The sequence below is a fragment of the Actinoplanes subglobosus genome (assembly GCF_042650585.1).
GTDB lineage: Bacteria > Actinomycetota > Actinomycetes > Mycobacteriales > Micromonosporaceae > Actinoplanes > Actinoplanes subglobosus.
Genome location: NZ_JBHSBL010000024.1, coordinates 528290 through 548661, shown reverse-complemented (window position 1 = coordinate 548661; position 20372 = coordinate 528290). Strand labels below are relative to the sequence as shown.

The 20372-nt window shown below is 69.6% G+C and carries 15 protein-coding genes; 8 read left to right on the top strand and 7 right to left on the bottom strand.

Going from position 1 to position 20372, the window contains the following annotated elements; all coding sequences use genetic code 11:
• Positions 1 to 7 precede the first annotated feature (7 nt).
• Entirely contained in the window at positions 8 to 1270 is a 1263-nt protein-coding gene (locus ACFO0C_RS36690; RefSeq protein WP_378071379.1) for a DUF1996 domain-containing protein, read from the bottom strand.
• Between the two features lie 188 nt (positions 1271 to 1458).
• The gene (locus tag ACFO0C_RS36685; RefSeq protein ID WP_378071378.1) at positions 1459 to 4416 is read right to left on the bottom strand and encodes a discoidin domain-containing protein; all 2958 of its coding nucleotides are present in this window, start codon (positions 4414 to 4416) and stop codon (positions 1459 to 1461) included.
• A gap of 123 nt (positions 4417 to 4539) precedes the next feature.
• Here ACFO0C_RS36685 and ACFO0C_RS36680 point away from each other — a divergent pair, with 123 nt between their 5' ends.
• Positions 4540 to 5070: a DUF305 domain-containing protein gene (locus tag ACFO0C_RS36680; RefSeq protein ID WP_378071377.1), complete on the top strand. Its 531-nt coding sequence runs from the start codon at positions 4540 to 4542 to the stop codon at positions 5068 to 5070.
• Between the two features lie 8 nt (positions 5071 to 5078).
• Here the strand turns inward: ACFO0C_RS36680 and ACFO0C_RS36675 are convergent, their stop codons facing one another.
• Entirely contained in the window at positions 5079 to 6473 is a 1395-nt protein-coding gene (locus tag ACFO0C_RS36675; RefSeq protein ID WP_378071376.1) for a DUF1996 domain-containing protein, read from the bottom strand.
• A 168-nt stretch (positions 6474 to 6641) separates the two neighbouring features.
• Here ACFO0C_RS36675 and ACFO0C_RS36670 point away from each other — a divergent pair, with 168 nt between their 5' ends.
• From ACFO0C_RS36670 to ACFO0C_RS36660, 3 genes are all read left to right on the top strand, one after another.
• The gene (locus ACFO0C_RS36670; RefSeq protein ID WP_378071375.1) at positions 6642 to 7673 is read left to right on the top strand and encodes a LacI family DNA-binding transcriptional regulator; all 1032 of its coding nucleotides are present in this window, start codon (positions 6642 to 6644) and stop codon (positions 7671 to 7673) included.
• 771 nt (positions 7674 to 8444) lie between these two features.
• Positions 8445 to 8966 (top strand): hypothetical protein, encoded by a 522-nt coding sequence (locus ACFO0C_RS36665; RefSeq protein WP_378071374.1) that lies wholly within the window; start codon positions 8445 to 8447, stop codon positions 8964 to 8966.
• 2 nt (positions 8967 to 8968) lie between these two features.
• The gene (locus ACFO0C_RS36660; RefSeq protein WP_378071373.1) at positions 8969 to 9967 is read left to right on the top strand and encodes a hypothetical protein; all 999 of its coding nucleotides are present in this window, start codon (positions 8969 to 8971) and stop codon (positions 9965 to 9967) included.
• On the opposite strand, the gene ACFO0C_RS36655 is transcribed toward ACFO0C_RS36660, so the two are convergent.
• Positions 9930 to 10532, bottom strand: coding sequence for a DUF4291 domain-containing protein (locus ACFO0C_RS36655; protein ID WP_378071372.1), 603 nt, complete (start codon positions 10530 to 10532; stop codon positions 9930 to 9932). The genes ACFO0C_RS36660 and ACFO0C_RS36655 overlap by 38 nt on opposite strands.
• 77 nt (positions 10533 to 10609) lie before the next feature.
• Here ACFO0C_RS36655 and ACFO0C_RS36650 point away from each other — a divergent pair, with 77 nt between their 5' ends.
• Both ACFO0C_RS36650 and ACFO0C_RS36645 read left to right on the top strand, forming a co-directional pair.
• Positions 10610 to 11989: a S28 family serine protease gene (locus ACFO0C_RS36650; RefSeq protein ID WP_378071371.1), complete on the top strand. Its 1380-nt coding sequence runs from the start codon at positions 10610 to 10612 to the stop codon at positions 11987 to 11989.
• Between the two features lie 104 nt (positions 11990 to 12093).
• Positions 12094 to 13047 carry a phosphotransferase gene (locus ACFO0C_RS36645; protein ID WP_378071370.1) on the top strand — a complete coding sequence of 318 codons (954 nt, stop codon included), beginning with the start codon at positions 12094 to 12096 and terminating at the stop codon, positions 13045 to 13047.
• A gap of 3 nt (positions 13048 to 13050) precedes the next feature.
• Here the strand turns inward: ACFO0C_RS36645 and ACFO0C_RS36640 are convergent, their stop codons facing one another.
• The 3 genes from ACFO0C_RS36640 to ACFO0C_RS36630 form a co-directional block, all read right to left on the bottom strand.
• Positions 13051 to 14418, bottom strand: a complete 1368-nt coding sequence (locus tag ACFO0C_RS36640; RefSeq protein ID WP_378071369.1) for a PQQ-dependent sugar dehydrogenase — start codon at positions 14416 to 14418, stop codon at positions 13051 to 13053.
• Between the two features lie 62 nt (positions 14419 to 14480).
• Entirely contained in the window at positions 14481 to 15830 is a 1350-nt protein-coding gene (locus tag ACFO0C_RS36635) for a glycosyl hydrolase family 18 protein (RefSeq protein WP_378071368.1), read from the bottom strand.
• 125 nt (positions 15831 to 15955) lie between these two features.
• Entirely contained in the window at positions 15956 to 17023 is a 1068-nt protein-coding gene (locus ACFO0C_RS36630) for a LuxR C-terminal-related transcriptional regulator (RefSeq protein WP_378071367.1), read from the bottom strand.
• A 309-nt stretch (positions 17024 to 17332) separates the two neighbouring features.
• Between ACFO0C_RS36630 and ACFO0C_RS36625 the strand changes: the two genes are divergently transcribed.
• Entirely contained in the window at positions 17333 to 18286 is a 954-nt protein-coding gene (locus ACFO0C_RS36625) for a PrsW family intramembrane metalloprotease (RefSeq protein ID WP_378071366.1), read from the top strand.
• A 196-nt stretch (positions 18287 to 18482) separates the two neighbouring features.
• Positions 18483 to 20372 (top strand): molecular chaperone DnaK, encoded by a 1890-nt coding sequence (gene dnaK, locus ACFO0C_RS36620; RefSeq protein ID WP_378071365.1) that lies wholly within the window; start codon positions 18483 to 18485, stop codon positions 20370 to 20372.

The window sequence follows — 20372 nt, the reverse complement described above, 5'->3', positions numbered from 1 at the left end:
TGTTGTATCAGGGCCGTCCGTCGGTCCCGCACTTGATGATCGGGCGGATGCAGTCGTTCACCCGGCGGGCCATCTCCGCGACCGGCCAGGCGTTGAAGAAGTCGCCGTGCATCGTGTATCCGCCGCCGGACGCGAGCCGTAGCCGGGCCGGGTCGCCGTTGACCGGGTAGCGCATGACCTGACGCAGCTTGGGCACCACGACCGGGTGGCTGGCCGGGCAGGCGTTGCCGACCGGGTACGCCATGTGGCTCTTGTGGTCGGTGGAGTCCAGGTCACGGCCGTTCCAGCAGTGCGGGAAGTCGAGGTACGACTCCAGCATCGTTCCGGACGGGCAGTTGACGAAGTCCGGTGACGAGCCGACGTGCCCGGCGTGCAGGCAGGACCAGCGGGAGATGGTGTTGTCGGCCGGGCCGGTGGCCTTGGCGTTGCCGGCCACGATGCGCAGGCCCAGCGGCAGCGGCTGGGTCTGGGCGATCAGGTCGTCGCGGACGCCCTCACCGAGGTAGTAGAAGATCCCGGTGACCGGTTCGACCGGCTGGTTGTCCTGGTAGAGGGTGGGGATCCAGTACGAGGACTTGTCGATCGACGGGTTGCAGTTGCTGTTCGCGTTGAGCAGCGTGTCGACGGTGCTGAAGGCGTTGGTGTTGGTGGCGCCGAAGAAGCTGTGCATGTGCGAGGCGCCGGGCAGACCCGGGAAGATGATCGGGTCGTCGGGCAGCCGGTGACTGAACGGGCAATCGGCGAGGAACTCCGCGACCCGCACCGCACCCGGCGGGATGGTCGGCGTGGTGCCGCCGCCGCTGCCGTAGACCTGGAACTCGGTGAGCGAGACACCCCACTGGGTGGCCCGCACGGTGGTCTCCAGCCGCACGTACCGGCCGGAGCCGGTGACGTTGATCGACTGCTGGCCGCCGTTGCCGGTGGTGGTGCTGTAGACGGTGGTCCAGCTGGACCCGTTGGCCGAGGTCCGCAGGCTGAAGCCGCGGGCGTACGCGGCCTCCCAGTTCAGCGTGACCGAGGTGATGGTCGCGCTGGCGCCGAGGTCGACCTGCAGCCATTGCGGGTCGCTGAACGCGCTGGACCAGCGGGTGCCGAGGTTGCCGTCGACGGCGCTGGAGGCGGGGAAGGCGGCCGACTCGGTGGAGGAGGCGGTCGCGGTCTTGCCCTGGGACAGCAGGGTGTCGGCGGCGCTCGCCTGACCACCGAGGGCGATGACGGAGGTGGCGAGCAGGGCGCCGATTCCGGCGAGGGAGAACAGACGGCGTCTCATGGGCGGGGGCTCCTGGAGAGGGGGAACGACGCTGTGAAAGCGCTCTATTGCCCGCCACTGTGAACCGCGCGTAAAGGGCTGTCAATGCACCGGAAACACTCGGGAAGCGCTTCCCCGGCCGCCACGGAAGGCATAGACCCAGCTCAGTGGGCTGCGCCCGCCGCGGCGGCCGGGGAAGTTCCGGAACCTCAGGCCCGGTAGACACCGAACTCGTAGAGCGAGTAGCCGTAGGCGGTGGCCCGGGTGGTTCCGTTGACCCGGACGTAGCGCCCGGAGCCGGAGACCGTCAGCTCGTCGAAGCCGCCGTCACCGGCCGTGGTGCTGTTGATCGTCCGCCAGTTGGTGCCGTCGTCGGAGGTCTGCACGGTGTACGCCTTCGCGTACGCCGCCTCCCACGCCAGCCGCACCCGGTTGAACGACTGCACCGAGCCGAGGTCGACCTGGAGCCACGCCGTGTCCACCCATTCGCTGGCCCAGCGGGTGCCGTAGTCGCCGTCGACCGCGTACGACGGCAGCTGCGGGCCGTTGGTGCCGGTCGGCTGGTAGCTCGACGCCGTCACCGGGCGGCCGCGGGACAGCTCGGTCCCGGGGGCGGGCGGCGGCACGACCTTGAACGACCGCTGCTCGATGCCCACGTTGCCGTGGCCGTCGTAGGCGTACACGTAGACCTTCCAGACGCCCAGGGTCTCGGGTGCCCGTACCGTGAAAGTGCCGTTGCCGGTCTGGCTGAAAGCCAGATGACGCAGCCCACGGTTGCCGTTGATGTGCTTGTCACTGGCCATCAGGTTGTAGCGGATCAGGTCGCCCTGCGGGTCGGTCGCGGTGGCGCCGACCGTGAACGTGCCACCGGCCGGGACCGCGGTCTGCGAGCCGACCGTCATCGCGGTGATCTCCGGCGGGGTGTTCGGCGCCGGCTGCCCGGTGTAGGCCTGACGCATCGCGTGGTAGCCGAGCCGCCGCCAGAAGCCGGTCGTGGTGTTGAGCCACACGCCGCCGAAGTCGTTCTCGATGCCGTAGTGGAACTCGGTCGCGCCCAGCGCCACACCCGGGTGCCCCTTGATCGCGTTCCAGCTGTACGTGTAGCCGGCCTTCTTCTGCAGGTCGGTGGGCTCGTTCGGCACCCCGTTGACGTCGTTGGGCACCTCCCACTCCCCCGACGGCCCGCCCTCGGTGAGGATGTACGGCTTGGTGTAACCACCGGCGATCCAGTCCCGCTTGACCGTGTCGATCGCGCCGTACGAGTTGACCGCCAGCAGGTCGAGAGCCGGCGAGTACGGCTTGTAGTAGGTCCACGCGTGGGTGTAGGCGTCGGTCGAGGTGACCGGGTGGTTCGGGTCGGCGGCGTGGATCGCCTCGGTGACCTCGTTGACGAACCGGGCGTACGCCACCCGCCGCGCCTCGACGACGTCGGCGGCCAGCCCGTAGTTCTGCATCTCCAGGATGACCTCGTTGCCGACGTCCCAGAGCAGCACGCCGGAGCGTCCCTTGAGCTCGTTGACCTTGGCGACGATCTCGGCCTTGACCGCGGTCTTGTACGCGGTGTCGTTGACGTAGTCGGTGCCGTGGTTGAGCCACAGCCCGACGATCACCTTGATGCCGTGCCGGGCCGCGGTGTCCAGCAGGAACGGGGTGTTCGCGTCGGGTCCCCAGATGCGGATCGTGTTGACGCCCATGTTCTTCAGGTCGCGCATGTAGCCGTCGGCGGCACCCTGCGGCGGGCCGTAGGTCATGCCCTTGACCTCCCACGGCGTCCCGTTGACCGTGAGCTGCCAGTTGCCCTGCGAGCCGGTGACCCGTACGACGCTCGGCCCGGCCGGCACCGGCGGGTCGGTCATCGCCGGGGCCGTGGTCTTCACCGAGCGGGCCACCGTCACCGAGTCGACGCTGAGCGTGCCACCCGAGGTGGTCGCGGCGGTCGGCGTGGTGAGGCCGGCGATCGCGTTCGGCAGCGAGCCGCCGATCGCCAGGTCGAAGCGCAGGTAGAAGCCGTGGTGCACGGCCGCCTGCCAGGCCGCGACACCGACCTGCGACTCACGGACCACCCAGGTCTGCCGGCCGTCGAGGTAGAACCGGATCTCCTCGTCGGTCCTCGTCCGGTCGATGACCTGCGTGTACTCGTGGTAGCCGCTCTGGCAGCCGACACAGGAGGCGAACCCGGAGGACCGGCCGTCGTACTCGTTGCAGGCCCCGCCCGGCGCGGTGCCGCAGTGCAGCGTCTGCGACAGCTGGTCGCGGCCGTTGACGCCGGTCATGATGTCGGTCTCGCCGACACTCGGCCAGTTGTTGAAGTTGCCGCGGTAGGCGGCGCCGGTGGCCCGGAAGCCCGGCCAGTAACCGGCGGCGTTCGCCACGTCCGGCTGCTTCAGCACGGCGGTGAACTTGAGCAGCTCACCGGCCTGCGGGGCGAAGTCGGTGCGCTGCGTCTCGATGCGGCCGGAGGTCCAGTTGCCGGAGCCGTCCCGGATCGCCCGGATGTTGAGCTTCCCGGCGCCGTCGAGGTGGACGTTGGCGGTGGAGTTGCTGGCGGTCTCGACCGAGCCGGTGCCCCAGTTGGCGGCACCACCCGGGTACTGGGTGCCGGTGCGCAGCAGCCAGTTCGCGGCGCTCGGGCTGGTCCCGGCCGCGCCGTCGAAGGTGTCGGTCCAGATCGTGGTGTACTCGTCGTTCACCGGGCCGCTGTCGCCGCCGTAGACCTGGAACTCCCACAGCGAGTAGCCGTAGCCGGTGCCGCGCTGGGTGCCGTACATCCGCACGTAGCGACCGGTGCCGCTGACGGTGTGCGTCTCGGTGCCTCCGGCACCGTTGACGACGCTCTTGACGGTGGTCCAGGCGTTGCCGTCGGTCGAGGTCTGGATGTCGTACGCGCGACCGAACGCGCCCTCCCACTGGAGGACTACTCGGCTGATCGCCACGGACGAGCCGAGGTCGACCTGGATCCACTGCGGGTCGGCGAACGCGCTGGACCAGCGGGTGCCGGTGTTGCCGTCGAAGGCGAGGGACGGGCTGTATCCGGGGCCGGCGACCTCCTGGGAGGACGCGGTGGCCGTCTTGCCTTGCGACAGCAGCGTCTCGGCCGCGCCGGCGGCGGACGGGACGCCCAGTGTCGCGGCGACGAGCGCGATGAGAAGGAGCAGGCGTCTATACATGATCACACCAATGCCTCAGGGGACGGAAAGCGCTCTCCAAGCGAAGCGATTGTTTCGCCCGTGTTGCCGTGGGTCAATACGAAAGCGTTGACAGAATCAGTTCCGGAACTGGAGACTGCGCCGGTGAATGCGATTCCCCGTATCCTTCTCGCGGGCGCCCTGCTCAGCGGGGCCGGATGCGCCGGGCCGGCCCCGGTCGCCCCGGCACCCGTCGTGTCCACAGCGTCCGCGGCCTTCGGCGGCACCGACCGCTCATGGCTCGAGATCAACATCGCGATGGACGAGGAGTTGCTCCCATTGCTCGACCTGGTCGGCCGGGATTCCGACCTGTTCGACGTCGCGTCGCAGGTCAGAGAGTTCACCGAGGCCGAGCTGACCGAGCTGCGGCGCCTGGGCGACGAGGCCGGGCTGCCCGCGGAGAACCAGCACAAGGGCATGCCGATGCCCGGCATGGTGATGCCGTCACAGGTGGCCGCAGCGGCCGCACTGCGCGGGAAGGCGTTCGACGCGGCACTCCGCGAGCACCTGCGGGCCCATCTCGAACAGAGCCGGAAATTGGCGGAGAGCGAGCGGGCCGCCGGGCAGGAACCGCGCACGATCGCTCTCGCCGTGCACATTTCCGGAACCCGGCAGTCCGCTCTGAATCTCCTCTAGAAAAACTGTTATCCGGGCAGCTCGTAGTTCTCGTTCAACGCCGCGCCGCGCTCCGGCTTGTACTGATCGAAGCCACGCGGGTTGCACTGCAGCCCGCCGTTGATGCAGTGCCGCACCAGGGCGGCCAGCGTCGCCGGGTCCCAGACGTTGTAGACGTCGTAGTGGAACGAGAACCCGCGGCCACTGGAGAACCGGACCTGCGACATGTTCCCGCTGACCGGCCACGCCATCTTGAACTCGATCATCGGGACGGCCACCGGGTGCGACGTCGGGCAGACGCCGTTGACCGGGTACGCCATGTGACTCTTGTGGTCCGGCGAGTCCAGATGGATGCCGTTCCAGCAGCTCGGCGCCTGGTAACGGGCATTCAGCTGGGTACCGGCCGGGCAGTTCGCCGGGATGTCCCAGTTGAACGAGCTGTTGCCGCACTCGAAGCCCTCGACCGCACCGGGGGCGTTACGGAACTCGTCCTGCGTGGCCGTCGGGCTGCCGACCACGTAACGCAGGCCGGGCGGGAACGGCCGCACACTGCGGTAGTCGATCACGCCGCTCTTGTAGTAGATGACCTGCGGGCCGTCCGGCTGCACCGCGGTGTTCCCGTTGAGCAGCGTCGGCATCCAGTAACCGGTCCTGTCGCCCGGCGTGATGCACGACGTGCCGCCGGCCTGCAGGCTGGACAGTGTGGAGTTGGCGTTCGTCGTCCGGTTGCCCATGAACGTGTGCGAGTGCGACGCGCCGGGCAGCCCGGGGAAGACGATCGGGTCGTCGTTGAGGTTGGCCCGGCTCACCGAACAGTTCGCCTGGAACTCACGGTGCGTGACCGGCGGGTTCATCGCCGGGGGGATCTCGGTGGACGGGACCACCCCGGTGACCGGCGGGTTCGCGTAGACATAGCCGGGACCGTCGGTCGGCGGCGGTGTGGCGGTGGACGTGCCGTAGACCTTGAACTCGTACAGCGAGTAGCCGTAGGTGGTGCCGCGCTGGGTGCCGTACATCCGCACGTACCGGCCGGAGCCGCTGACGTTGAGGGTCTGCGTGCCGCCGGTCGCGGTGGTCGTGCTGTAGATCGACGTCCACGCGTTGCCGTCCGGTGACGTCTGGATCTGGAAGGCCTTGGCGTACGCCGTCTCCCACTGCAGCACGACCTGGCTGATCGTGGCCGTGGCGCCGAGGTCGACGCGCAGCCACTGCGGGTCGGCCCACTGGCTGCCCCAGCGAGTGTCGGCCCGGCCGTCGAAGGCCGCGATGGCCGGGGACTCACCGTTCTCCAGAGACGACGCGAGAGCGGGTCTGCCCTGGGAGAGCAGGGTGTCCGCGGCCTGGGCGGACTGGTTGCCGGCCACCACCAGCAGGGCGGCGGTCAGCAGGGTGGCACCGATCGGCGCCAGGATGCGTTTTCGCACGGTTGATCTCCAAGTCTGTGCGAGGACGGGGGGAACGCGCTTGGAGAGCGTTTTCCCATCGTGTGCTCCGATGTCACAAAGGTCAATGATTTCCGGTTCCGGAACCCGGTGTTTCGGACCTGTGACCGGGTCCCCGGAAACCGCTCTCCGCGTGCTATAACTTGCGGCATGCAGAGCCAGCGGCTGCCCACACTCGAGGACGTGGCACGCGTGGCCGGGGTCTCCCGGGCCACCGTCTCCCGCGTCATCAACGGCATCCGCAATGTCGACCCACAGCTCCACGAGCAGGTGTGGACAGCCGTCGACCAGACGGGCTATGTGCCCAACCGGATGGCCCGGTCGCTGGTCACCCGGCGCACCGGCACCGTGGCCCTGGTCGTCTCCGACAGCGAGACCCACGACGACGACCCGTTCATGTCACGGTTCTTCACCGACCCCTACTTCGGGCGGGTCGTCGGCGGGCTGATGAGCGTGCTCCGCCCCGCCGGTGTGCAGCTGGCGCTCCAGATGGTCGGCGCCGACGGGCACAAGCGGCTGGTCGGCGACCTGCGCAACGGGCAGGCCGACGGCGCCGTGGTTCTGTCACTGCCGGCCCGTGACCCGCTGCCCGGTCTGCTCGCCGAGGCCGGCATCCCCTCGGTGCTGATCGGGCGCCCCGCCGAGCCGGTCCCGATCAGCTATGTCGACCTCGACAACGAGGCCGGCGCCGCCCTGGCCGCCGACCGCCTGGCCGCCCGCGGTTGCCGCCGCCCGGTGATGATCTCCGGCCCGCCGGATGTGCCGGCCAGCGTCGACCGTGTCTCCGGCTTCCGGCGCGCGATGGCCCGCCACGGCCACGCCTGGATCCCGTCGGAGATCGGCAACTTCACCCAGGACAGCGGCGAGCGGTCGATGCGCGCGCTCTTGGCCACCGACCCCACGCTGGACGCCGTGTTCGTCGCCAACGACCTGATGGCCGTCGGCGCGCTCCTGGTCCTCCAGGACGCGGGCCGCCGCGTGCCCGACGACATCGCCGTCGTCGGTTTCGACGACAGCAGCGCCGCCCTGTCCGCCCGCCCGGCCCTCACCACGGTCCGTCACCCGCTGGAGGACATGGCCGCCGAGGCAGCCCGCATGCTCCTGTCCCGCCTCGACGACCCGGACGCCCGCGTGACCTCGGTGATCTACGATCCGACGCTGGTCGAGCGCCAGACCGCCTGAGCCCGACTCCTGTGGCGAGCCCGGGTCACCGGATCACGCTGACGACCGGTTACCGCCCGACCCGAGCGCGACGGCGCAGAGCCCTCGCGGTTGCGGCCGGGCTCGTCGTGGAAGCCGCGACGACCAGGAGCACACGTTGGGCTTGCGTGTGCCCACATAATCGCCCCGACGCAAATGCCGCGCACTCAAGAGGTTTCGCGTGTCGGCAACACCCGTCCGGGTGATCTATACCCTGCTGAAACAGGCTTCTCGGGCAGGTCCGATTGCTCGATCTCGCTGCGGGCCGCCGGTAGGGGCCGCGGGCCGCTCAGCGGGCGCCCCGAGTGGCGGGTCCGGATGGCAGTTGATCACCCCCGGTGCGGTGAACGTCGGCCTTCACCCGGTCGCCCCGCCGGATCCTGGCCATTTTTCCACCGTTTCCGGTGGTCATCCGGTCAAGATCGGCCCAGGCCGACCCGGCAGACGTCGGCGTCACCGCACCAGCAGGCATCCCTCGACCTCGGGATAGGAGGAGATGCCGCTCAGCCCGGCGAAGCAGGATGGTCCTTCAGTTCATGCGTCCGGTTCGTGTTGATATCGATCACCCGAGTCGGTGTTGCCGATCCCCGGAATCCCTCAACCGCGTGGCATTGCGCGATAGCGAGGATGAACGGACACGATCGGCCCAACGTGTGCGCAGTTCGGGGCCGGCCGAGGAAGTGACGCGCTCGGGGAGGCCGACGACAAGCGACGGGTCGCTGGGCTTCGTGGTCTGGCGGGTAGCGTCCGGCTGTGGACTGGGACGGATTCGAGGAGGCCTGGCACGACAACGGGTGCCGGGTACTGGCGGGGCTGGCCGCCGGGCATCCCGGCGAGTCGCTGTACGCGGCGGCCTTTCACCTCTTCTACGACGACGGCACGACGATCCTGCCGCCGGCCCTCGCCGCGAACACCGAGACCGCGGTGCATGACCGTGACGGGTATTCGACGAGGTTCGTCCCGCCGGAGTGGCGCTGGGATGTCCTGGACGCGGCGAGTGAAGTGATGCGGCCCTGGTACGAGCGGATGTCCGGGGAATCCGGCGCCGCCCACGACGCCGCCATGGCCCGGGTCTGCCGGGCGATGACCACAACCGCTCGGCAGGGCCGGATCCACAGCTCCCTGCCGGCCGATTTCGTCGTCGTCATCCTCGACGGTCAACGGGGATACGAGGAGGCCGGGCTGATCCGTGCGAGCGTCGATCCCCGGTCGCTGGCAGCCGATCCCGCCCTGGCCGAGCACCTGCGGGAGATCGAGTCAGGGTACGGTGCGTGACCATGTCGAGGTCTGCATCGCTCGCACTCGCGCACGTCATGGCGCACTGTGGTGGCTCGTCCGCCGAGGCAGTGGCTTTCGCGGCCGGGGCGATCAGGGAGAGTCCCGCCGATCCCGAGCCGTACGAGCTACTCGCCGAACTGCGCCGGACCTCACCGGGCGAGGTCGCCGCGGCGGTCGAGTCGCCCGGTGACCTCTGGCAGTTCGTGGTGGGGTCCTACCTGAGTTTTCTCGACGGCGAGATGGACACGGCCGCCGGATGGCTCGGTTCGGTGATCGGCTACCGGCCGACGGTGGCCTGGGCGTCGGCCCCGTGGTTCAGCGACGAGCGGTTCCTCGGCGGGCTGACCGCCGCGGGCCTGGCCGACGCCTCGCTGACCATCACCGAGTACCACACCGACCTCGACACCGACACGGTCCGTGAGCATCTGGGGCCGTGGTTCCGGGCGATCGAGGTGGTGTGCGACCGGGAGCCGTCGGCCGAGGCGATGGCACGCATGGCGATCCTGTTGCGCTTCTCCGGGCGTACGGATGAGTCGCTGGCCCTGTGTGACCGGGCGGACTCGGTGGAGCGGGTCATGTTCACCGAGGTGGTCCGCGCCGGGACGTGGCGCCGGCTCGGCAATCGGCGGGAGAACGCCGCGGCCCTGCGGCGGGCGCTGCTGCTCGATCCCACGAACTGGTCGCTCTTTCTCGATCTGGCCGATCTCGCCGCGGAGGACGGCGACTTCGGGGCCGCCGCCGATCTGGCCGGTCAGGGGCTCGTTCACGAGCCGGAGGAGGTTGTGCTCCGGGCCGCCGGCGCCGCCTATCGGGTACGCGCCACGGGCTCCGTCGCCGACCTGGACCTCCTGCTCGAACTCGCCCCGCAGGTGTCGCACGCCGGATACCGCAACGGCCTGATCGCATGTGCCCTGGGCCGAGAGGACCTCCCGGCCGACAGGGTGGAGGCGGTTCGCGCCGTCACCGGGGCTGGTCGGCGTGGAGGGTCCGGGCGATGACCGGGTCCAGGGGGTAGGGCCGCTCCGGCGGCAGCAGCCGCTGGGCCTTGGCCGCGTGACCGGAACGGATCAGGGTGTCGATGCGGTGCACGATCGGCGTGAGGTCGGTCAGGCCGACGACCCACTCCTCGGCGAAGGCGCCGATCAGGGCACGGCCGACGCCCACCTGGATGCTGTAGTGGTTGAGCGCCGCACCCCGCAGGGTCCGCTCCGGATCCCACTGGACGTGCACGCGAGCGGCCTCGAACTCCTTGGCCCAGGCCGCGGCGCTGCCGTGGATCGCCGGCTCGGGTGCGGTGAGCACGGCCTGCGATAACGCCTCCTCCCATCCGGTGCGCGTCATCCGTACCGCAAGAATCCGCTCCTGACCGGGTTTGCGCGCCCAGTTGCTGCGGTGCATCAGCCACAGCAGGGACGGTTTGATCCAGGTCATGCGGGTGAAGGAGAACGGTGCCACGAAACGGCCGGCGGCCAGTGCGGCGTCGGCGATCGCCGGCGGGTACGCCTGGTACATCACGATCGTGCCGGCGTCGAAGTCGGCGCGGATCTGGCGTTGCGGCGGCATCGGCCCATCCTGCCAGGGCGCGAAGCGGGGATCGACCGAGGCGGCACCGATAGCCGGCAGTCGATATGGTGTCCGGCGTGAGACTTCGCCTGATGGCCGTACTGGCCTCTCTGCTCGTGGTCCTATCACCGGCCACCGCCGCCCGTGCCGCCGATGACCCTCTGCTCGACCAGCTGACGGCCATCCCGGGGCTTACCATCACCTCCCAGACGCAGGGGACCGGCTACCGGTTCTTCGTCATGACCTACCGCCAGCCGGCCGACCACCGCCACCCCGGTCAGGGCACGTTCGAGCAGCGCCTGACGCTGCTGCACCGGTCCGAGACCGCGCCGGTCGTGCTGTTCACCAACGGCTACGGCCTGGCCGCCAACCCGCGCGCCACCCAGACCGAGCCGACCGCCCTGCTCGGTGCCAACCAGATCTCCGTCGAGCACCGGTTCTTCACCCCGTCGCGGCCCGCCGACGCCGACTGGTCGGATCTGAACATCTGGCAGGAGGCGACCGACGAGCACCGGATCGTCGGCGCCTTCAAGTCGATCTACGACACCAAGTGGATCCAGACCGGTGGCAGCAAGGGTGGAATGACGAGCGTCTACCACCGGCGCTTCTACCCGAAGGACGTCGACGGCGTGGTCGCCTACGTCGCGCCGAACGACGTGGTCAATCCGGCCGACCGTGCGTACGACCGCTTCTTCGATGTGGTCGGCACCGCCGACTGCCGGAAGAATCTCGACGAGGTCCAGCGGCAGGCGCTGCTGCGCCGTGACCGTCTGGTGCCGCGTCTGGAGGCCGCGGCGGCCGAGAGTGGCTGGACGTTCGAGCGCACGATCGGGACCGCCGACCGCTCGTTCGAGATGACGGTGCTCGACTCGGTGTGGGCGTTCTGGCAGTACAGCCTGGCCGCCGACTGCGCCGAGGTCCCGCTCGCGACCGCCTCCGACGACGAGATCTGGACCTGGATCGACACCGTCGCGGGCTGGAGCTTCTACACCGACCAGGCACTGGAGTACTACTGGCCGTACTACTTCCAGGCGGCGTCGCAGCTGGGCTGGCCGAGCCTGAAGTTCGAGCACCTGCGCGGGCTGCGCAACTACCCGAACCTCTACACGGCCAACGCCTCGCTGCCGAAGGAGCTGCGCCGCCCGCACAACCCGCTGCCGATGATCGATGTGGACCTGTGGGTGCGCACGCAGTCGGAGCGGATGCTGTTCATCTACGGCGAGAACGACCCGTGGGGTGCCGAGCGGTTCGCGCCCAGCCGGCGCGACTCGGCACTGTATGTCGCGCCGGGTGCCAACCACGGCGCGAACATCGCCCGGCTGAACCCGGCCGACTCGGCCGCCGCGACGACCATGCTGCGCCGCTGGGCCGGCGTCCCGGCGACGACCCTGGCCAAGCCGCTGGCCGCGGACCTGCCGATCGACGACGGCCTGGGCGACCGCCGCCGGATCCGCTGACCGCACCGCCGGGGTCGCCGTCGACGGCGGCCCCGGCCGCACCGCACCCCGGCGGCACCCGGAATCCGGGTGCCGTCGTCCGGACGCCGCCGTAGGGTGCCTTCGTGCGTGACAACGACTGGAACGATCCGGCCTGGCGGGATGCGGCGCACGGCTGGGTGCGCGGCCGGCTCGACGCGCTGGGGACCCCGGTCACCGGGGAGATCGAGGAGGTCCGGGTCCGGCCCTGGTCGGTCACCCACCGGGCGCCGACCGCCGACGGGACGCGGTGGTTCAAGGCCAACATCACCGCATGCCGGTACGAGGCGGGGCTCGCCGCCGAACTGGCGCGGATCGTGCCCGGCACCACCCTCGCGCCGCTGGCCGTCGACGTTGGACAGGGCTGGCTGCTCACCGCCGACGCGGGGCCGACGCTGCGGGACACCCTGACGGTGGACGACCGGATCACGACGTGGACCGCGATGCTCCAGGCCTACGCCGTGCTGCAACGGGCCACCGTCGCCCATGTCGATCGGTTGCATGCTCTGGGCGTACCCGATCAGCGGGTTTCTGCTCTTCCCGGCCTCCTGGCCGGTCTTCTCGCCGACCCGGACCTCCGCGCCGCGGTGAATCCGGCGGTGCCCGCGCTGGCCGATGAGTTCGCCGGCTGGTGTGCCGAGCTGGCCGCCGACGGTGTGCCGGCCGCGTTGCAGCACGACGATCTGCACGACAACAACGTCTTCGCCGACCTGCGGTTCTTCGACTGGGGTGACGCCAGCACGGGGCATCCGTTCGGGACGCTGCTGGTGACACTCAACGTCATGCACGACGCCCTGGATCCCGCCGAACGGCCGGCCGTGATCGCCCGGCTGCGTGACGCCTACCTGGAGCCGTGGACCGATCTCGCCGACCGGGCGACGCTGCGCCGGTCGGCCACCCTGGCCTGCCGGGTCACCCGGGTGTCGCGGGCGCTGTCCTGGCGGCGGGCGCTGACCGGCGCGGCCGTCCCCGTCGACGACGGGTTCCGGACCGCACCGGCCGCGTGGCTCGACGAACTGCTGGAACCGACGACGGTGTGACCGTCAGGAGGCGGTGACCCGGTAGACGGCGCCGGCGTGGTCGTCGCTGACGTAGATCGCGCCGTCCGGGCCCTGCACCGCCATCACCGGCCGGCCCCAGCGGGTGCCGTCCGGGTTCTGGAAACCGGTGAGCACGGTCTGCTGCGGGCCGAGCGTGCCGTTGCGCCAGGCGTAGAACGACACCTCCGGCGGGCGGGGCGGGTTGCGGTTCCACGAGCCGTGGACGCCGACGAGCGCGCCCGCGCCGTACCCTCCGGCCAGGCCCGGCCCCGACACGAAGGACAGGCCGAGCGGCGCCGAGTGGGCGCCCATCCCCTGCTCGGACGGGGGCAGCTTGGCACAGTCGAGTTTCGAGCCGTCCACGTTGGTCTCGAGGTCGTTCACGAACGGGCGGCCGGTGTAGCTCAGCGGCGAGTCCGGGTCGCCCGGGTTGATGTCGGGCTCGGAGTTGCAGTACGGCCAGCCCAGCTCTCGCCCCTCGGTGAGGCGGGCGAGCTGCTCCATCGGGTGGTCGTTGACGTACGACTGCATCACGTCGCCGTTGTCCTTGGCGCCGTCACCGTCGTAGTCGCGCTCGTACGGGTACTGGATGTTGTCGCGGTGGTTGACCGCCGTCCACACCGCGCCGTCCGGGTCGACGGCCAGTCCGGTGCCGTTGCGGACGCCGCGCGCGAACACGGTCGGGGTGCCGCCGCCGGGCGGGGTCTTCAGGATCGTGGCCCGCTGTGGGGTGGCGTCCCGGTCCTGGGCCGAGATGTTGCCGGTCGACCCGACCGACACGTAGATGCTGCCGTCCTTGCCGATCGCGACGCTCTTGAGCGCGTGCGAGTAGGCGCCGCGCAGGTCGGGACTCTTGTCGTCGGGCAGCCCGCCGATCACGATCTTCCGGCCGCTGACCTGCCCGTTGCGGTAGGTGAAGGTGTTGACCTGGTCGCTCTCGGCCACGTAGAGCGTGTCGCCGGCGAAGGCCAGCCCGTGCGGCTGGTTCAGTCCTTTGAGCAGGGTGCGCTGGGCGGGTGCGGTCCCCTCGGCGCCGGGTGTCAGCGCCAGCACGTCACCGAACTTGGGCCGCGACACCAGCAGTTGCCGATCCGGGGTCCACGCCAGCAGGCGGGCCTTGTCGATCCGTGCCCACACCGTCACGGTCCACCCGGGCGGGGCCTGCACCTGCCGGGCCTCGTCGAACGGGGCCCCGTCGGTGGTGCCGGTGAAGGCACGCACGGTGCTCGCGGTCAGGGCGGGCACCTCCGCCCCGCCCGGTTCGGTCACTGTGGGCCGGTCGGGCGTCGGGGCGGCCCGCTCCTGTGCGGTGCAGGCCGCCATCGTGAGCATCAGGCTCATCGTCATCACACCGCGCGCGAACGTTCTCATCCGCGCATCTCTACCGACCCGGCATGCCAGGGTGCAACCCGGCATGCCGGAGAAGGTATCGATCAGGGTAGGGTCCACCGCTGGTTGGCACCGGCGAAACAGTCCCAGATCTGCAGTCGAGTGCCGTTGGCGGAGCTGTTGTTCTGCACGTCCAGGCAGCGGCCGCTGGCCGGGTTGCGCAGCGTGCCGTCCGATGACGACTGCCACCCCTGGGCGCCGGTGCCGTTGCAGTCGTAGATCTGCACGAGTGAGCCGTTGGCGGTGCCGGCCGCGTTCACGTCCAGGCATTTGCCGAGGCCACGAATGGTGCCGTCGGTGCCGATCGTCCAGGTCTGCGCGGCGGTGCCGTTGCAGTCGTAGAGCTGGACGGCCGTACCGTTGGCGCTGCTCGCCGCGTTGATGTCGACGCACTTGCCGCCGAGCCCGGTGATCCGCCCGGACCGGCCGACCGGCCCGGTGCCGCCCATCACGGTCTCGTAGATGGCGCTGACCAGCGAATTCGCCCCCGTGGCGTCCTGGCTCAGCTCCCAGTTCATGATGCCGCCGGCGTTGGCCATCGCCCACTGGGTCTTGCGGCGGATCGTCGGCAGCCCGTTGTAGCACTGCTGCGCCCCGCCCGCCGTCGTGCAGTCACGGTTGGCGTTGGCCGGATCAAGGGCGACGAGCTGGGCGTACGTGAAGTAGCCCGGCCGGCTGTAGAAGGGCACCCCGAGGACCGTCTTGGCCGTGGGAAGTCCCCGGTTCTTCCAGAAGTTGGCCGCGGCGATCGACCAGTCGTAGTTGGCGTGCGGGCTCCCGCCGTCGTAGGCCATGATGTTCAGCCAATCGACGTAACCGAAGACGGCCGGCTGTACGCCGTTCGCCGTACCGCCCTCGCTGACCACCGCGGCGGTCAGGAGCTTGCCCTCGTTGTGCAGGGCGGTGCTGAGCTGCCCCATCAGGGCCGTGTAGTTGTTGGCCGACGCGCCCGGGTCGGGGTACTCCCAGTCCATGTCGATGCCGTCCAGGTTGTACTGGCGCACCACCGACATCAGCGAGTTGACGAACGTGGTGCGGGTGCCGGCGTTGGCGGCGAGGCTCTCGAAGGCGGAGTCGTTGCCGTCGTTCCAGCCGCCGACGGCGAGGGAGACGCGCACGTTGTTCTGGTGGCCGAGGGTGACGAGCTGCTGGAGCTTGGCGGTGTTCTCGATCGGCTGGAGGGTGCCGTTGGCGTTGGGCAGTGCGAACGAGTAGTTGATGTGGGTCAGCTTCGAGTACTGCACGGCGGTGACGCTGCCCGCCCAGGACGGCATGTAGCCGACGCTCTTGAAGCCGTCGGGCAGCACCACGGCCGACGCGGGCTGCGCCGCGGCCAGCCCGATCGCCGAGGTGGCGAGGGTGAGGGCGGCCGCGAGGACTTTTCTGATCTTCATGGGGATGTGACCCTTCTGTCCGGGTCAGCAAAGGTTAGGAAAGTTAACTTACAGACGTCAACAAGAACGCGAGGTTCCGGAACCGGAGTTCTCCGGAACCCCTTCCGGCCGGACGGTGCATCGGATCACCCGCCGGTGGTGACCGCCACCACACGCGACGTGCCCGTCCGGACATCGATGAGCCGGTACGGGATGTACAGACCACGGCGCATCGCCAGCACCGCGGCGGCGGTACGCGTAGGTGCGCGCAGCTTCGTCCTGATGTGCTCGAGGTGAGCGGCGACGGTCCGGGCGGTGATGAACAGGCGATCGGCGATGCCCTGGTTGGCGTGCCCTTCGATCACCAGGCCGAGAACGACCAGTTCCCGGAGCGTCAAGGCGCAGAGGTCGTCCGGGGGCGAGGTCACCACGAGCCCGGCGAGGTCGTCCGACCTGCCCGGTGGACAGGCGAGGCCGGTCACCCGGACGTAGTGCTCCGGGCCGTCGTCCGCAGCGACCGGGTAGAGGAACGCCATGTATCGGACCCGGTCGGTCAGGCCGTCGACCGCGGTGCTCACGACGTCGGGACATCGGGTGAGCAGGGAGTCGATGGCCATCCCGGGCAGCGGGGTGACGGCGCCTCGGCAGTCGACGGCGGCGGCGGCGGTTGCTCCGTGGATCAACCGCGCCAGCCCGGCCAGCGAGTTCATCGGGTCCAGAACGGCGGTGATCGTATGCGCGATCGCACCCAATGCGTCCCGGGCTTCGACGGTCGGCTGGCTCGCCGTGTCCGTGTGCAGCCCGAGTAAGCCGAGATGACGGCCGTCCGGAGTGACGAGCGGGACGGCCACTCCCTCCCGGAATCCGGTCGGCCACCAGTGTTCGGACCAGCACGGCAGCTCCACCGTGTGCGGCGGGGCGTCCTGCAGGCGCAAGGGCCGGCATCCCTGAAGCAGACCCAACTTCTTCCTCAGCTCCGTCAGCTCCTCCGATTCCATGTACGCGCGGCTCACAGGATCGTGGCCGACGGACGAGACCGTCGTGTAGCGGCGCTGATCGGTGTCGAGCAGGCCGATCCACGCGGCGGCGAACGGAACAAGCCGTCTCATCGGATCCCATATCACCCCCAGGTCCTCGGCCGGGTTGTCGCCGGCCGGAGTCACCCGGTTGATCTCTGCCGCGAGCTCCAGCGCCTCTGCCAGCAACTCGGTCACGGCGCTCACCTCCTCACGCCGGGCCGAGCGGCGCCGAACCCCGGGACGGGCGGCGTACCCACCCCGACCCACGGCAAACCGCGAAAAAGCAGCGGATCGGCAGACCCGCCGGGCCCGAGCTGGTCGCCCTTCATGATCGACGCGGAGCGCGTCTGCGGCGACGGCATTGGCAATGATGCCAATCGACGTCGCCCCCTGGGCCGGTGATCCTGAGAACACCGGACGTGCCGCGGTCCCAGGCGATCACACCCCCCTGATGGACCACCTGATGCGGCACCACCGACAGTCGTTCTCGACAGGAGGTCTGTGGTGATCGAGGTCGTACGTGACCAGGAAAGCGTCCCGCAGCGGACACGCCGGACGTGGCTGCGCATCCTGCTCGTCGGCTTGGCGCTCTGGCTGGCCACAGTGGTGATCATCTTTCTTACCGGCAACCCGAATCTGATCCCCACGCTGGTCCTGCTCGGCAGTTTCCTCGTGCCGGTGACCTTCGTCGCGTGGGCGTTCGAACGCCGGGACACCGGCGAGCTGACCGCGGGCCTGGTGTTCTCGACGTTCCTCACCGGCGGTGTCCTGGGTGTGCTCGGCGCCTCGGTGCTCGAGGCGTACCTGCTGGACCCTTCGCCGTGGTTGTTCTTCGGCGTAGGGCTGATAGAGGAAGCGGTGAAACTCGTCGCGTTGATGGTGCTGACCCGGCACCTGCAAACCCGGTCGCTGCGCGACGGGATGATCCTCGGTGCGGCCGTCGGTTTCGGTTTCGCCGCCTTCGAGTCCGCCGGCTACGCCTTCACCGCCCTGTTCACCGTCGACGGGCTGTCGATCGTCCAGCTGGTGCAGACCGAGCTGATCCGGGGTCTTCTGGCGCCGGTCGGACACGGCCTCTGGACCGCCATCCTCGGCGGGGTGCTGTTCGCCGCCTCGCGGCGCGGCCACGGCCGTTTCGCCATCACCGGCCGGCTGATCCTGGCGTACCTCGGCGTTTCCGTCCTGCACGGCCTGTGGGACTCGATGCACAGCATCGCGCTGTACCTGACCTTGCAACTGACCGAGGGTGAACAGCTGCGCCCGTCGCCGCAGGGCTGGCTGGTCGAGCCCAGCGTGGAGCAGGTCAACCTGTTCTCGGTCATGCAATGGGCCGGTCTGGCGATCATCTCGATCATCGGAATCGCCTGGCTGTTCGTCCTGTGGCGCCGGTCGGCCGGGGCCGGCCGGGTCGTCCCGCCGGTCCCCGTCCCGCCGTCGTGGCGCGGCGCGGAAGCCTGAGCCGGGTTCGAACGTCTCGGGTGGCTCGAGCCGCCCGCCCGGCGGCCCGCCGCCGGCCGGATTGGCAGATCTGCCAATCGACATCCGGTGGCAGCCGCTGGTGTTCTGAAGAGGAGGAGGCGGCCACCCGTGTGCATCCCGGGCCATGCGTCTCACGGACATCTCAACCCCACCTGCGTTGTTGGAGGAGAGAGCCATGCCCAAGGCAGTCGGCATCGATCTCGGCACCACGAACTCGGTGATCGCGACAGTGGAAGGCGGACAGCCGACGGTCATAGCGAATGCGGAGGGCTCACGGACGACCCCGTCGGTGGTCGCCTTCACCGAACAGGGCGAGCGACTCGTCGGTCAACTGGCCCGCCGTCAGGCGATTCTCAATCCCAAAGGCACGATCTACTCGGCGAAGCGATTCATCGGACGCCGCTTCGACGAGGTGTCCAGCGAGCTCACCACGGTGACGATCGACGTGGTCCCCGGCCCCGACGGCGCGGTCCGGTTCAAGGTCAGAGACAAGCTCTACGCGCCCGAGGAGATCTCCGCCCAGGTGCTGCGCAAGCTGATCGAGGACGCGTCGAAGTTCCTGGGTGAGCGGGTCACCGAGGCCGTCATCACCGTGCCGGCCTACTTCAACGACGCACAACGCCAGGCGACGAAGGACGCCGGCCGCATCGCCGGGATAGAGGTGCTGCGGATCATCAACGAGCCGACGGCGGCAGCGCTCGCGTACGGCCTGGACAAGAAGGAACACGAGACCGTCCTGGTCTTCGACCTCGGTGGCGGCACCTTCGATGTCAGCATCCTGGACGTCGGTGACGGCGTGGTGGAGGTGCGCTCCACCGCCGGCGACACACATCTGGGCGGCGACGACTTCGACCGCCGGCTGGTCGACCACCTGGCCGAGGAGTTCCAGAAGACCGAGGGTGTCGACCTGCGCCGTGACCCCCAAGCTCTGCAGCGGCTCTTCGAGGCCGCCGAGCGGGCCAAGGTGGAGCTGTCGTCGGTCACCCAGACGACGATCAACCTGCCGTTCATCACGGCCGACGCCAACGGCCCCAAGCACCTCAACACGACCATCACACGGGCGAAATTCGACGACCTCACCAGCGACCTCGTCGAGCGGTGCCTGGGTCCGGTGGAGCGGGCCATGTCGGATGCGAAGGTGACCGCGCACGACATCGACGAGGTCATCCTGGTCGGCGGCTCGACCCGGATCCCGGCCGTGCAGAAGCTGGTCCGCCGGCTCACCGGCGGCAAGGACCCGAACATGACGGTCAACCCGGACGAGGTCGTTGCGCTCGGCGCGGCGCTGCAGGCCGCGATCATCAAAGGTGAGGTCAAGGACGTTCTGCTGCTCGACGTCACCCCGCTGTCGCTGGGCATCGAGACGCAGGGTGGCGTGATGACGAAGGTCATCGAGCGCAACACCACGATTCCGGCCCGGCGGTCCGAGACCTTCAGCACCGCAGCCGACAACCAGCCCGCCGTCGACGTGGTGGTGCTGCAGGGCGAGCGGGAGAAGGCGGACGACAACCGGGTGCTCGGCCGGTTCCGGCTCGAGAACATCCGGCCCGCGCCACGGGGCGAGCCGCAGATCGAGGTCACCTACGACATCGACGCCAACGGGATCCTGAACGTATCCGCCAAGGACAAGGACACCGGTGCCGAGCAGCGCATCACCATCAGCGAGAGCTCCAACCTGGACAAGGGGGAGATCGACCGGATGGTCCAGGACGCCGAACGCCATCGTGGTGAGGACGCCCGGCTGCGCGAGATGATCGACGCCCGCAACGAGCTCGACTCGGCGGCGTACCAGGTGGAACGACGGCTGAACGAGCTGGGCGATGCGGTACCCGTGCATGAGAAGGGCCGCGCCGAGATGCTCGTCAGCGACGCGCGCCAGGCGATCAAGGACGACGCGCCGCTCGACCGGCTCCGCTCACTGACCTCGGAACTGCAACAGGTCTACCACGGCCTCGGCGCCGGTGCCGGCAGGGGCCCGGCGGACGGCGGCTCATCCTCACGGAGCGACTCGTCGGGCACGCAGGATGACGACGACGTGATCGACGCCGAGTTCACGACCGGATGA

Excerpts from the sequence above, each read along its gene's own strand:
- ACFO0C_RS36660 (WP_378071373.1), top strand. The coding sequence starts at position 8,969 with ATGTCGAGGTCTGCATCGCTCGCACTCGCGCACGTCATGGCGCACTGT.
- ACFO0C_RS36685 (WP_378071378.1), bottom strand. The coding sequence starts at position 4,416 with ATGTATAGACGCCTGCTCCTTCTCATCGCGCTCGTCGCCGCGACACTG.
- ACFO0C_RS36640 (WP_378071369.1), bottom strand. The coding sequence starts at position 14,418 with ATGAGAACGTTCGCGCGCGGTGTGATGACGATGAGCCTGATGCTCACG.
- dnaK (WP_378071365.1), top strand. The coding sequence starts at position 18,483 with ATGCCCAAGGCAGTCGGCATCGATCTCGGCACCACGAACTCGGTGATC.
- ACFO0C_RS36670 (WP_378071375.1), top strand. The coding sequence starts at position 6,642 with ATGCAGAGCCAGCGGCTGCCCACACTCGAGGACGTGGCACGCGTGGCC.
- ACFO0C_RS36690 (WP_378071379.1), bottom strand. The coding sequence starts at position 1,270 with ATGAGACGCCGTCTGTTCTCCCTCGCCGGAATCGGCGCCCTGCTCGCC.
- ACFO0C_RS36635 (WP_378071368.1), bottom strand. The coding sequence starts at position 15,830 with ATGAAGATCAGAAAAGTCCTCGCGGCCGCCCTCACCCTCGCCACCTCG.
- ACFO0C_RS36655 (WP_378071372.1), bottom strand. The coding sequence starts at position 10,532 with ATGCCGCCGCAACGCCAGATCCGCGCCGACTTCGACGCCGGCACGATC.